Source organism: Brevibacillus choshinensis, assembly GCF_016811915.1.
Classification (GTDB): domain Bacteria; phylum Bacillota; class Bacilli; order Brevibacillales; family Brevibacillaceae; genus Brevibacillus; species Brevibacillus choshinensis_A.
On record NZ_CP069127.1, the window covers coordinates 1,382,360 to 1,395,564 of the forward strand.

The window sequence follows — 13,205 nt, forward strand, 5'->3', positions numbered from 1 at the left end:
AGCGACTTGGCAACGAAACACGAACAAATCTTGCAATATATCGATCGCCTTCCGATCGGCTCAAAGATATCGGTTCGGCAGATCGCCAAGGATCTGGACGTGAGCGAGGGTACCGCCTATCGGGCTATCAAGGAAGCGGAAACACAAGGCTACGTCAGTACCATAGAACGTGTCGGTACGGTGCGGATTGAGAAAAAGCAGAAGGAAAACATAGAGCGGCTTACTTTTGCCGAGGTCGTCAACATCGTCGATGGGCATGTGCTCGGAGGACGAGAAGGCTTGCACAAGACTTTGAACAAATTCGTCATCGGTGCGATGCAGCTGGAAGCCATGATGCGCTACATAGATGCAGGCAGCCTGCTAATCGTGGGGAACCGTTATCAGGCCCATAAAATCGCCCTGCAGCAAGGTGCAGCGGTATTGATCACCGGGGGCTTCGATACGAGCGAAGAAATCAAGCAACTGGCGGATCGCCTTGCGCTGCCGATCATTTCATCCAGCTACGATACATTCACCGTAGCGTCGATGATCAACCGTGCGATTTACGACCGCCTCATCAAAAAAGAAATCGTCATGGTGGAAGACGTACTCAAGCCGCTGGCGGAGACGCCTGTCTTGCTCCCATCGGATCCCGTGGCCAAATGGCATCAGTACACAGAGATGTATCAGGATACCCGTTTCCCTGTCGTGGATGAGCAGATGCGTTTGATTGGGATCGTCACTTCCAAGGATATTATCGGCCATGATGAGACGGCCACCATCGATAAAGTGATGACCAAGAATCCGATCACGACCTCGCCGCGGGTGTCGGTAGCTTCATCGGCGCACATGATGGTGTGGGAAGGAATTGAGCTGCTGCCTGTGGTGGACAATTACCGCAAGCTGGTAGGGGTTCTGAGCCGCAACGATGTGTTAAAAGCGCTGCAATATACGGCGAAGCAGCCGCAGATGAGCGAGACGTTCCCGAATCTGATCATGTCGCACTTCAGGGAAGAGCGAAAAGCGGATGAACTCTTCTACCAAGGCGACGTGACGCCGCAAATGACCAACCATCTCGGTACCATCGCAAGCGGAATCATGACCACGGTAATGGTGGAAGCCGCCTGTAATCTGCTGCGCCAGCATCGGAGAGGGGATATGGTACCGGAAAACGTCACGGTCTATTTCCTGAAGCCAGTGCAGATGGAAAGTCAGATCGAGGTGCAGCCGCGCTTGCTGGATATCAGCCGGCGCCATGGGAAAGTGGAAGTGTCCGTGTACCACGGCGAACAGCTGGTCGGGCAGGCAATGGTAGCGGCACAGATTATTGAGCGGTAACAACGCAAAGAATACACGGCATCGTAACCAACTGCTTCCCCTCCTCACTGGGGCAAGCAGTTTTTTTACGGCATCACGTTTTCCTTCGAGCGGCTGCTGTTCGCTTGTATACGGGTGTGGGCTTCCAAGCCGTTCCTATTGTCCGATCAATCTGCCATTGAGGGATTTGGAGATCTTGGCCCCTCTGATATTTTCAACGAACAACTGACTCATCACGCAAGAACGGCCTGTCCGGGTCATCCGCGACAGGCCGTTTGCATGGCTTATTTCCAGGCCCAATTCCCTTTCCGAAACAGCGGCTCGATGGTGCCGTCTGCCAGCTCGCCGTCAATATCGAGCTGATCCGATCCGATCATGAAGTCCTCATGCACCACGCTGTCATTAGCGCCGAGCTCCTGCAGCTCCTCTTTGGAGAGCTGCGTTCCCCCTTTGAGAGTAAACGGGTAGGAACTGCCGAGAGCAAAATGGCAGGAGGCATTTTCGTCAATTCCTGTGTTGTAGAAAATCCGTTTCATGTTGGAGATAGGGGAATCGTGGGACACCAGTGCGACCTCTCCGAGATAGCGGGCGCCGTCATCCGTTTCCAGAAATGATTTCAGCGCTTCATAGCCCACTTCAGCGGTGAAGTCTATGACCTCTCCGTCCCGAAAGGTCAGGGAGAAGCGATCGACTACCGTCCCGCCCAAAACAAATGGCATCGTGCCAAAGACAACTCCGTTCGTTCCTTGTCTCCTAGGCATCGTAAAGACTTCCTCAGTTGGAACATTTGCAATGAATTCGACACCTGCCTGGCTGTGACTGCTGCCGCCCGTCCACACATGATTGTCGACCAGCTCGATTGTCAGGTCTGTGCCGGGCCCTTTGTAGTGCAGCTTTTTGTATTGCTTGGCGTTTAATTTCCCGCACAAGGACCGCAAATGCTGGATGTGGGCATGCCAAGCCGCGATTGGATCCTCCTGATCGACGCGAGTCATGAGAAAGACCGCTTCCCATAAAGCCGGTATTCGCTCCGTCTGCGGCAGTTCTGGAAATGCCTTGTCCGCCCAGGCTTCGGTCGGGGCGTTGATCAGGCACCAGCTCAATCGATTGGTCCGTACGTAACCCAAGTATTTTTGTCTGGCTGTGGCAGCTGCGCGCCTCGCTGCACTGACCTTGGCGTTGTCGATTCCCGCATACAGATCGGGATTGGGAACGTCGATCGCAAGCAATGCGCCGCCGGACTCTGCGAGCTGTTCCATGGAGGATGCGATCCACTGCGGGTAGTAATGGAACGAATCGTCACGGGCGTACTCGAACCGCGCGCGAGTCACCGAGTCGTCCTCCCAGGCGACCTGCACGTAGACGGCCCCGGCCTCATAGGCTTTGCGGACGATGATGCGGACAAATTCTGCGCATTCCAGCGGCGCACCCAGATACAGGACTTGTCCGGGCTGCAGGTTCACTCCTACTTTGATGACCAGCTCGGCGTACTTGTGCAGATGCTGCTCGAACAGATTCATAGGCAGACCTCTCTTTCGTAAAAAACGGATGTTGTCAGTATATACCAAATATTGCTGGCATGGTGTTCACACTTTGATGCCGTTGACAAGGAAACGGAGAATGAGTAGTATCTAATTAAATGATCGTCTAATTAGTGTGGATAGAGAAGGAACGGGCAGGTGATGAGGATTGCAATTAGACACGTTGGTTACCTTTCATAAAGCTCTGGCAGACCCGACGCGTATTCGGATCCTTGCGATTTTGGCAAGCGGGCCGCTGCACGGGCAGGCGCTGGCTGGCAAGCTGGGTGTGACTCCTCCGACGATCACCCACCATATGGCGAAACTGCGGGATGCGGGAGCCGTGTACGAGAGAAGGGACAAGAACACCATTTATTTTTATTTGCATGAAGCCAATATGAAACGGCATTCCCATGCCATTTTGGATGTGCTGGAAAAAGCGAAGGACCAGGTGGAAGAGGATGTGCCGCAGGGTGCTTCGGAAATAGAGCAGGGGAGGACAGACATGGCAGCCGAGCAATTACAGGTTATCCGCAATTTCATGACGTCGGATGGCAAGCTGAAACAGATTCCGGTGCAGCGAAAGAAGAAGCTGATCGTTCTCGAGCATATGGTGCGGGGGCTGGAGAGAGGGAGAAAGTATCAGGAGCGGGAAATCAATGCGTACATCAAGACGTTTCACGAGGATTTTGCCACGATTCGGCGTGAGTTTGTGATGAATCATTATATGTATCGCGAGAACGGGATCTACGAGCTGAATCCCGAGGCGCTGTGGGCCAAAGAGTAGCCGGCAAAAGGAAATCGATATAAAAAAGGACAACCGTCGGCACTGCACTCGGGTTGTCTGAAGCAATAGAATGTCACACAGGGACATTATAGCGTACGTAAAAAAGATTGTGCCACACGAAACGGCTGGAAACAGAGGAAAGAAGTTTCCAGCCGTTCTTTTTATTCTCCGCGCTACACGCCTTTCTTACATTCAGCGAGCCAAAGCGTTTTATAACGAAAATAATTGCGTGTTCCCAAATACAAATTGATGATTCCGACGAGAAGCATCACCAGAGCGACCACGATGCGGATCGTATCCAGCTCCTCAAATGTAAATTGATTGACCCCGAATAGGCTAACCAGCACCCCCAGGGAGATATTCATTTTTCCCAGAATCATGCGGGAAGCCAGCGGGTGGGTGCCCTGTCTGCGGGCGTGGATGCTGAAGTACACACTGGCGACCAGCGAAGCGAGCACGCCGGTCAAGTAAAAGGCAGACCACATATACCGATTCATCCTCTCTACCAATCTGGTATTATCCTACCAAAAGAGCGTAAGTGAGGTCAAATTCCCAAAGAACATTTGTTCTGATTCACCACTCGCTCCTATCTTTTCGGTATAATAGAAAGCGAGGAAACAAAGACAACGAACGGAACCAGAGAGGAAGAAGCAGCATGACCTCCTTTGTCCATTTGCATGTTCATACGGAATACAGCTTGCTTGACGGGGCAGCGCGGATTGAACCGCTGGTAGCTCGTGCCAAAGAATTGGGCATGCACGCGCTCGCGATCACGGACCACGCCAACCTGTACGGAGCGATTCCGTTCTATAAAGCGTGCCGGGAAGCTGGCATCAAGCCGATTATCGGCATGGAAGTGTATGTGATAGATGGAAACCTGCAAGACCGTGTGCGGAATGCCCCTGCTCCGAGCCATCTGGTTTTGCTTGCGGAAAACGAGCAGGGCTACCGTAATCTGTTGAAGCTGGCGACGATCGCACAGACAGAAGGGAATTACATTCTCCCTCGCTTGAACAAGGAAGCGCTCGTGCGGCACAGCGCCGGACTGATCGCCCTCAGCGCCTGTCGGGAAGGAGAGGTAGCGCGACTGCTGCTGACCGGGGATATGGCGGGGGCAAAAGAAGCGGCGCTCTGGTATCGCCGAACGTACGGAGAGAACAACTACTACCTGGAGCTTCAGGACCACGGTCTGGAAATCGAGCGCAGGCTGAATGCGCGACTTGTCCGTCTCAGTGAAGAGACCGGCATTCCGTTGGTCGTGACAAACAACGTCCATTACATCCACCAAAGCGAGCATGCCACACACGATATTTTGCTGGCCATCGGAGAAGGCAAGACCGTAGGAGAGGATAACCGCTTCCGCTACGAGTCGGACCAATATTACCTGAAGAGCGGCGAAGAGCTTGCTCCATCCTTCGCGTTTGCTCCCCAGGCACTGGCCAATACGGCAGCGATCGCGGAACGCTGCCAGGTGACATTGTCGTTTGGAGAGCATATTTTGCCACAATTTCCTTTGCCGCCGGGACAGGATTCGACTGCGTTTTTACGGGAGCTGTGCGTTCAAGGCTGCATCGAGCGCTACAGAGAGCTGACACCGCAGATCCGTGAACGTCTGGACCATGAGCTGGGCATTATCACGCGGACTGGCTTCACCGATTACTTCCTGATCGTCTGGGACTTCATGCGCTACGCCCATCAGCACGGCATCCCGACGGGGCCGGGGAGGGGATCGGCAGCAGGGAGTCTGGTTGCCTATGCGCTCAAAATTACGAATGTGGATCCGTTGCGCTTTCAACTGCTGTTTGAGCGGTTTCTCAATCCGGAGCGGGTGACGATGCCGGATATTGATATCGATTTCTCGGTGGAGCGCAGAGATGAAGTCATTCACTATGTAGCAAAAAAATACGGGCATGACCGCGTGGCGCAGATCATTACGTTCGGGACGATGGCCGCCCGGGCTGCCGTTCGGGATGTGGGGCGGGCTCTCGGCTTGTCGCTCGGGCTGATCGATCGCGTGGCAAAAATGATTCCGCAATCACCTGGAATGACGATTGACCGTGCCATGCAGATCAACCCGGACATCGGCAAGCTGTGTGCGGAAAACAAGCAGGCAGCGCAGCTGATTGAGACGGCAAAAGGAGTCGAGGGCTTGCCGCGGCACGCTTCCACCCATGCGGCAGGCGTCGTGATTTCGCGAGAGCCGCTGACGGAGTACGTGCCTCTGCAGACAGGGAACGAAGGGCTCGCGCTCACCCAATATCCCATGGAGATCTTGGAAGAAGTGGGCCTCTTGAAAATGGATTTTCTCGGCTTGCGCAATCTGACGATTATCCAGGAAACGCTGCGCAATCTGGAGGGTCAAGGCACCCCGATTGACCTGGGAGCGATTCCGACGGATGATCCCAAGACCTTCCGAATGCTCACGCGGGGGGAGACGACCGGTGTCTTTCAGCTGGAGTCCTCCGGCATGCGCAACGTACTGCGGGATCTGAAGCCGTCCAGTCTGGATGATGTCATCGCCGTCCTGGCTCTGTATCGTCCAGGTCCGATGGAGATCATTCCGCAATACATCGCTGCCAAGCACGGACAGACGCAGGTGCACTACGCCCATCCGGTTCTCGAGCCGATTTTGCGGGAGACGCACGGCTTCATGATCTATCAGGAGCAGATCATGCAGATTTCGTCCACTCTGGCTGGCTTTAGTCTGGGGGAAGCGGACATCCTGCGGCGGGCCGTGGGGAAAAAGAAACGCGAGCTTTTGGCTGAGCAGCGGGAGAAGTTCGTGGCAGGCTGCATCAAGCAAGGCTACGGCGAGGAGCTTGGCAACGAAATCTACGACCTCATCGTGCGCTTTGCCGATTACGGCTTCAACAAGGCTCACTCCGTCGCCTATGCCGTCATCGCCTACCAAATGGCGTATTTGAAAGCCAATCATCCGCTTGCGTTTATGGCGGCTCTGCTATCGCTGTCCATCGGAAGCCAGACGCGCATCGCCGAATATACGGAGGAAGCACGCCGCCTGCAGCTGAAAGTGCTGTCGCCCGATGTGAACCGCAGCGAAGCGCATTTTACCGTGGAACAGGATGCCATTCGCTTTGGCCTCGCCGCAGTTAAAAATGTGGGCTACGGTGCGATCGAGTCGATCGTGAGGGAACGCAGCAGCAGGCCGTATCGGGATGTGTTTGATTTTTGCGCGCGGGTGGATGGCAGGCTGGTAAACCGGAGAGTGGTGGAGTCGCTGACATTGTGCGGAGCTTTGGATTCGCTGCCCGGCCATCGCAGTCAGCTGCTCATGCTCCTCGATGAAGCCGTGGGCAAAGCGAACGGCAAACGGATCGAGCGCGATGCGGATCAGATGAATTTGTTCGCCGGAGAAGATGCAGGTGCACCGGTGCGTGAGCCAAAGGACTACCCGGAGGTACCGCCTTTTTCCCACGCACAGCAATTGAAGGAAGAAAGAGACCTCTTGGGTGTCTATATTTCCGGTCATCCGCTGGATCAGTACGCCCATTTGGCCAATCGGGCGGAAGTTTCCGCGATTGCCACACTCGGGGAGCTTCCTCGCGACAAGACGGTGAAGGTATTCGGCATGATTACGGAGGAGCGGCGCATCCAGACGAAAAAAGGGGATGCCATGGCGTTCATCACCATGGAAGACAAAACGGCGCAGGTAGAGCTGGTCGTTTTCCCACAGGTATTCGCCAAGCACGCAGAGCTTTTGACGCGAGAGGGCATGGTCGTGGCGGAAGCGCGGATCGATCATCAGGACGATCTCGTCAAACTGCTCGCTTCCCGTTTCTGGGCAGCGGACGCCTTGCCCAAGCCTACGGTAGAAACCGTTCTATTTGTCAAAATCTCGGAGGCGCAGGAGCAGGATTCGACGCTGCAGCAGCTTTCGCACTTGTTTGTCGAAAAAAAAGGAACAATTCCTGTGATACTGTTCTACGAGGGAAAAAGACAGACAATTCGCTTGCCGGATACGATTCGGGTCAGCTTGGATGAGTCGTTTTTGGAGCAAGCGCGAGCAATTGTGGGGTTTGACAGCGTAATTTCGAAAGAATTGCCCATAATGTGGGGAGGATGAGGAATGTCCTCCCTTTTTCGCCGTTTTCGGCAGGTTTACAGGATAATAGGTTTTGCTATATATTGAGGACATAACTTAAAAAGTGGTCAGACCACTGGGTGTATGTTATAGCAGCAAACATGGTTTATAAGCTGTCATAGAAAAGATAAACGCGAATGGAGTGGTTATGATGTCTAATCTGAGAGAGGAAGCACTGGAACTTCACAGAAAACATCAAGGGAAATTGGAGGCTGTCACAAAAGTGCCGGTCCGCAATGCGCGCGACCTTAGCCTCGCTTATTCTCCAGGGGTTGCAGAGCCATGCAAAGATATTTTTGACGACAAGTCCAAAGTGTACGAATATACCATGAAGGGCAACCTCGTTGCAGTAGTCAGCGACGGTACTGCCGTTCTCGGTCTCGGAAACATCGGACCTGAAGCAGCGATGCCGGTTATGGAGGGAAAAGCCGTCCTGTTTAAATCCTTTGCTGGGGTGGATGCGTTCCCGATCTGCTTGAACACCACGGACGTAGACAAAATCGTAGAAACCGTAAAACTGCTGGAACCGACGTTCGGCGGGGTAAACCTGGAAGATATCGCTGCTCCAGCTTGCTTTGAAGTGGAAGAACGTCTGAAGCGCGAAACCAACATCCCTGTATTCCACGACGACCAGCACGGTACCGCGATCGTTACTGCCGCTGGCCTGATCAATGCGCTGCGCGTGGTTGACAAGAAGCTGGAAGACATCCGCGTGGTAGCAAACGGCGCAGGTGCAGCCGGTATCGCCATCATCAAGCTGTTGGTTTCCATGGGTGTCAAAGATGTCATCATGTGCGACACCAAAGGGATCGTTTATGAAGGTCGTCCGTTCGGGATGAACCCGGTGAAAGAAGAAATGGCGAAAATCACCAACCGCGATAAAATTCAAGGTGATCTGGCAGAAGCGATGAAAGGTGCAGACGTCTTCATCGGTGTATCCGTTGCAGGTGCCGTGACTTCTGAGATGGTTCGCTCCATGAACCGCGATGCGATCATCTTCGCAATGGCGAACCCGACACCGGAAATCATGCCGGAAGAGGCCAAAGCGGCAGGCGCGAAAGTAGTGGGTACCGGACGCTCCGACTTCCCGAACCAAGTAAACAACGTACTGGCTTTCCCAGGAATCTTCCGCGGTGCTCTGGACACTCGTGCTACCAACATCAACGAAGAAATGAAGCTGGCGGCTGTATACGCAATCGCAGATTTGATCACGCCAGAAGAGCTGTCTGCTGATAAAGTGATCCCGGCTCCATTTGATGCTCGCGTAGCGCCAAACGTAGCTGCAGCAGTAGCAAAAGCGGCAATGGAAAGTGGCGTTGCCCGCATCACGGTTGATCCAGAAGATGTGAAACAAAAAACCATGAACCTGGCTGCGATTTCCTACCAGCAAGTATAGGATACCCGTACAGTCTTCACCCTCCGAGACACCGTGTTTCCCGGCGCCGCCGGAGGGTGCTTCACTTCACAGTAGGTGCTACGTAAGGAGGATGAATGGTGCTCGACTCATCCCAAGATCGAAAGGTATACGAAGGGATTCTCCTGCAGCTTCACGAGATCGTTCAAGAGAGAAACCTGCGTCCGGGCGACAAGCTTCCTTCTGAACGGGAACTGTCTGAACAGCTGGGCGCAGGCCGCTCCTCCGTCCGCGAAGCACTCAGGGCATTGGAGCTTCTCGGGCTGATCGAGACTCGCAGAGGGGAAGGCACATTCTTAAAGAGTTACCGGCATAATCGGCTGATCGATATTCTCGGATTTTTCATCCTGCGGGATGCCAAGACCAAGAAAGATCTGATCGAGATGCGCCGAATTCTGGAGCTGGATGCGGTCCGCCTCGCCTGCAGACGAGCGACCGACAAGCATTTTGAAGAGATGGAGCGCATTTTGGCGAGTGCCGAGGAACGGGTAGAGCGTGGAGAAGTGCCCATGGAAGAAGACTACCAGTTTCATCGGGTCATCTGCCGTTCCAGCCGCAATTCGATCCTGCATCGGATCTGGGCACCTCTGGTCGAATACAGCAACAGTGTTCGTATTGAATCCTTGTCACGCGAGGGCAGGGCAAGGCTGGCAGTAGCCGAGCATCGCGAAATCATGGAAGCGATTCGCGCAGGGGATGCGACAGCAGCCGTTGAGAAAATGAGGCATCATTTGGAGAACAGCAAGCTATGATTTGCCCCCATTTGCGACAGGCGCAAAGGCTGTGATATGATGATGCAGACCTGTATTGGACGATGAAGGAGGAAGCCAGCGTGTGGACTGTCATCTACATCGCTCCTAGCGCTAGAATCGCAGAACGGATTCAGCAACGTTTGACAGATGAAGGATTCCTGGTAAAGGTTCGCGAGGCAAAAGTCTCGAAGCAATACGAGATTTTGGTGCCGGAGGGCGAGCTGCAAGAAGTCCAGGAAGTACTCGCCACGATCCTTCACTGAAGAGAAAGGTGGGGTGTACAAATGCTAAAAGATCTTTTTGGAAAGAAGCGCAAGTTTGCTACAGTCCCTTCGGAGACCCTCGCTCGTGTTCCGGCTTCCGCAGACCCTTCCAAAGAAGTGGGAACGAGAGAAAAGGAAGTACCCGAAGGTTTGATGAATAAATGTCCTCACTGCGGGACGATTCACTACTCCAAAGACTTGGAGAAAAATTTGCGCGTTTGCAAAGGCTGTCAGTATCATTACTCCATGTCAGCTCCGGAACGCTTGGCATCCTTACTGGATGAAGGGGTGCTGACAGAGGAATTTGACGTCAATTTGACTACAGCCAATCCGCTCGGCTTCCCGGGTTATCTGGAAAAGCTGGAGCAGGACAAGGCCAATACCAATCTGAATGAAGCGATCATGACCGGGGAAGGCGTACTTGGCGGCCATCGGATTGTGATCGGCGTGATGGATTCCCGTTTCCGTATGGCCAGCATGGGCTCGGTCGTAGGAGAGAAAATCACGCGTGCGATCGAACAAGCAATCGCTCGTCGCTTGCCATTCATCTTGTTCTCGGCATCCGGTGGAGCGCGCATGCAGGAAGGTGTGCTCAGTCTCATGCAGATGGCCAAGACGAGTGCAGCGTTGTCCAAGCTTGACCGTGAGCGTCTGTTGTTCGTATCCGTGATGACGAACCCTACGTATGGCGGCGTATCTGCGAGCTTCTCTTCATTGGGAGATTACAATATCGCAGAACCTGGAGCGATGATTGGTTTTGCCGGACGTCGTGTCATCGAGCAAACCATTCGCCAGGAGCTGCCAAAAGACTTCCAAACAGCGGAATTCTTGTTGAAGAACGGGCAGCTCGACATGGTTGTGCACCGCAAGGATATGCGCAGTACTCTCGCCAAGCTGGTAGAGATGCACACGTCGCGGGAAGGAGTGGAAGCATGGCAGGAGAACTCCCTTTTGAAAAGCCACTAGTTGAATTGCAAGACAAAATCAAGGAACTGCGTCGCTTCACGGAAGAGAAAGGCATTGATTTCTCGGATGAGATCAAGCGGCTGGAACAAAAGTCGAAAGACCTCGCACAGCAAATTTACGGGAATCTGACGCCGTGGCAGCGCGTACAACTGGCGCGCCATCCCGAACGTCCGACGACCTTGGACTACATACAGTTACTTTTTACTGATTTTCTGGAAGTGCATGGTGACCGTTTATTTGGTGACGACCATTCCATTGTGGGCGGTATTGCCAAGCTGGATGGACGTCCGGTTACGATCGTCGGTCATCAAAAAGGGAAAGATACCAAAGATAATATCAAGCGGAATTTCGGCATGGCGCATCCTGAAGGCTACCGCAAGGCATTGCGGATCATGCAGCAGGCGGATAAATTCGGGCGCCCGATCATCTGCTTTATCAATACGTCCGGGGCTTACCCCGGCAAGGCTGCGGAAGAGCGCGGCCAAAGTGAAGCAATCGCGCGCAACCTGCGTGAAATGGCTACATTCCGCGTGCCGATCATTTGCATCGTCATCGGTGAAGGCGGCAGCGGCGGCGCACTCGCAATCAGCGTGGGCAATCGAATCTTTATGCTGGAGAATTCGTATTACTCCGTGATCGCTCCGGAAAGTGCGGCAGCCATTTTGTGGAGAGACTCCAGTCTGGGCATGCGCGCAGCAGAGACGATGAAGATCACGGCACCTGACTTGCTCGAGCTGGGTGTCATTGACGGCATCATCGGCGAACCTTTTGGAGGAGCCCATCGCGACTTGATCCAGCAGGCGAGCCTGGTCAAACAGACGATCGTCGAACAACTGGAACAGTTGGCCAAAATGTCTCCGGATGAACTGATACAGGATCGATATGAAAAGTTCAAACAGATTGGCGAATACGCTTCCCTGTAATGACAGGGGGCGTTTTTTCGCTTTTTTCTGCGCGGAAAATCTGCTACAATCTTAGTCGAATGCAGAAGTTATCAAAACTTCCAAAAAGTATGGCACAAATCATTTTTGTGTATAACAGAAATGCAGATCGGACTGATACAGGGTGTTCCATAGCTGATATGGTACATACTGTTGCCGTTTCTTGACATGCTAAAGACGACACGATTGGAGAGGTGGATTCCATGCAAAAGCTTGCGGTTCTGACCAGCGGTGGCGATGCGCCAGGAATGAACGCTGCGGTAAGGGCGGCTGTTCGGCGGGCTGCTCACCACGGGGTTCAAATGTACGGGGTGTACCACGGGTATGAAGGACTGATGAGTGGAGATATCCAGGAGATGTCGCTGGGATCAGTAGGAGATATTATCCAACGGGGCGGTACCATTCTGTATTCTGCACGGAGCGAAGAATTCAAGACAGAGGCTGGACAGCAGAGGGCCGTTGAACAGCTCCGCAAGTTCGGGATCGAAGGATTGATCGTCATCGGGGGAGATGGATCGTTCCGCGGCGCGCAAAAGCTGACGGAAAAGGGATTCCCAACGATCGGCGTGCCGGGTACAATCGACAATGACATTCCGTGCACCGACTTTACAATCGGTTTTGATACGGCATTGAACACCATTGTAGATGCGATCGATAAAATTCGGGATACCGCTACCTCCCACGAGCGCACGTACATTATTGAAGTAATGGGACGCGATGCCGGCGATCTGGCCTTGTGGGCAGGGCTTGCAGCAGGGGCAGAGTCGATCATCATTCCAGAAGAAGAACAAGAAATGGAAGATATCCTGGAACGTCTTCATGCCGGTCAGCGACGGGGGAAAAAGCACTCCATTATCATCGTTGCCGAAGGGGTGGGCAGTGCAGCTTCTTATGCAGATGCCATTACCAAAGCAACAGGCTGGGAGACTCGCGTGACCGTACTCGGCCACATTCAGCGCGGAGGCTCTCCGACCGCGATGGACCGCATGCTGGCGAGCCGCATGGGAGCAGCTGCCGTTGATTTTCTGCTGGAAGGCAAGCGGGATCGCATGGTCGGCATCCAGAACAACCAAATCGTCGATGTGGACTTTAAAGAAGCATTGGCGCAAAAACATAAGCTGGACTTATCTGTATATCAACTGGCACGTACACTGTCCATCTAGC

Annotated in this window: 11 protein-coding genes; 9 read left to right on the plus strand and 2 right to left on the minus strand. The window is 53.5% G+C overall.

The genetic code is table 11. The features are described 5' to 3' along the window. The first annotated feature begins 6 nt into the window (after positions 1-6). Positions 7-1,317: a DRTGG domain-containing protein gene (locus JNE38_RS07310; RefSeq protein WP_203355939.1), complete on the plus strand. Its 1,311-nt coding sequence runs from the start codon at positions 7-9 to the stop codon at positions 1,315-1,317. 263 nt (positions 1,318-1,580) lie between these two features. On the opposite strand, the gene JNE38_RS07315 is transcribed toward JNE38_RS07310, so the two are convergent. Next, a complete protein-coding gene (locus tag JNE38_RS07315) occupies positions 1,581-2,816 on the minus strand; it encodes an aminopeptidase (RefSeq protein WP_203355940.1) in 1,236 nt (411 codons plus the stop codon). A 169-nt stretch (positions 2,817-2,985) separates the two neighbouring features. Between JNE38_RS07315 and JNE38_RS07320 the strand changes: the two genes are divergently transcribed. Continuing rightward, the gene (locus JNE38_RS07320) at positions 2,986-3,603 is read left to right on the plus strand and encodes a DUF2087 domain-containing protein (RefSeq protein ID WP_203355941.1); all 618 of its coding nucleotides are present in this window, start codon (positions 2,986-2,988) and stop codon (positions 3,601-3,603) included. A gap of 173 nt (positions 3,604-3,776) precedes the next feature. On the opposite strand, the gene JNE38_RS07325 is transcribed toward JNE38_RS07320, so the two are convergent. Continuing rightward, positions 3,777-4,088: a YtpI family protein gene (locus JNE38_RS07325; protein ID WP_203355942.1), complete on the minus strand. Its 312-nt coding sequence runs from the start codon at positions 4,086-4,088 to the stop codon at positions 3,777-3,779. A 170-nt stretch (positions 4,089-4,258) separates the two neighbouring features. Between JNE38_RS07325 and JNE38_RS07330 the strand changes: the two genes are divergently transcribed. The 7 genes from JNE38_RS07330 (at position 4,259) to pfkA (ending at position 13,204) form a co-directional block, all read left to right on the plus strand. Further along, on the plus strand, positions 4,259-7,687 hold the full coding sequence (locus JNE38_RS07330) for a DNA polymerase III subunit alpha (protein WP_203355943.1): 3,429 nt from the start codon (positions 4,259-4,261) through the stop codon (positions 7,685-7,687). 169 nt (positions 7,688-7,856) lie between these two features. Beyond that, positions 7,857-9,101 carry an NADP-dependent malic enzyme gene (locus tag JNE38_RS07335; protein ID WP_203357448.1) on the plus strand — a complete coding sequence of 415 codons (1,245 nt, stop codon included), beginning with the start codon at positions 7,857-7,859 and terminating at the stop codon, positions 9,099-9,101. Between the two features lie 98 nt (positions 9,102-9,199). After that, positions 9,200-9,871: a FadR/GntR family transcriptional regulator gene (locus JNE38_RS07340; protein ID WP_203357449.1), complete on the plus strand. Its 672-nt coding sequence runs from the start codon at positions 9,200-9,202 to the stop codon at positions 9,869-9,871. Between the two features lie 80 nt (positions 9,872-9,951). Beyond that, on the plus strand, positions 9,952-10,134 hold the full coding sequence (locus JNE38_RS07345) for a glutamate decarboxylase (RefSeq protein WP_092266119.1): 183 nt from the start codon (positions 9,952-9,954) through the stop codon (positions 10,132-10,134). Positions 10,135-10,155: 21 nt separating this feature from the next. After that, positions 10,156-11,100, plus strand: a complete 945-nt coding sequence (gene accD / locus JNE38_RS07350) for an acetyl-CoA carboxylase, carboxyltransferase subunit beta (protein ID WP_203355944.1) — start codon at positions 10,156-10,158, stop codon at positions 11,098-11,100. After that, positions 11,067-12,023, plus strand: a complete 957-nt coding sequence (accA, locus tag JNE38_RS07355; RefSeq protein WP_203355945.1) for an acetyl-CoA carboxylase carboxyl transferase subunit alpha — start codon at positions 11,067-11,069, stop codon at positions 12,021-12,023. The genes accD and accA overlap by 34 nt, the downstream gene beginning before the upstream one ends. A gap of 221 nt (positions 12,024-12,244) precedes the next feature. Beyond that, the gene (gene pfkA / locus JNE38_RS07360; RefSeq protein WP_203355946.1) at positions 12,245-13,204 is read left to right on the plus strand and encodes a 6-phosphofructokinase; all 960 of its coding nucleotides are present in this window, start codon (positions 12,245-12,247) and stop codon (positions 13,202-13,204) included. Position 13,205: the final 1 nt, after the last annotated feature.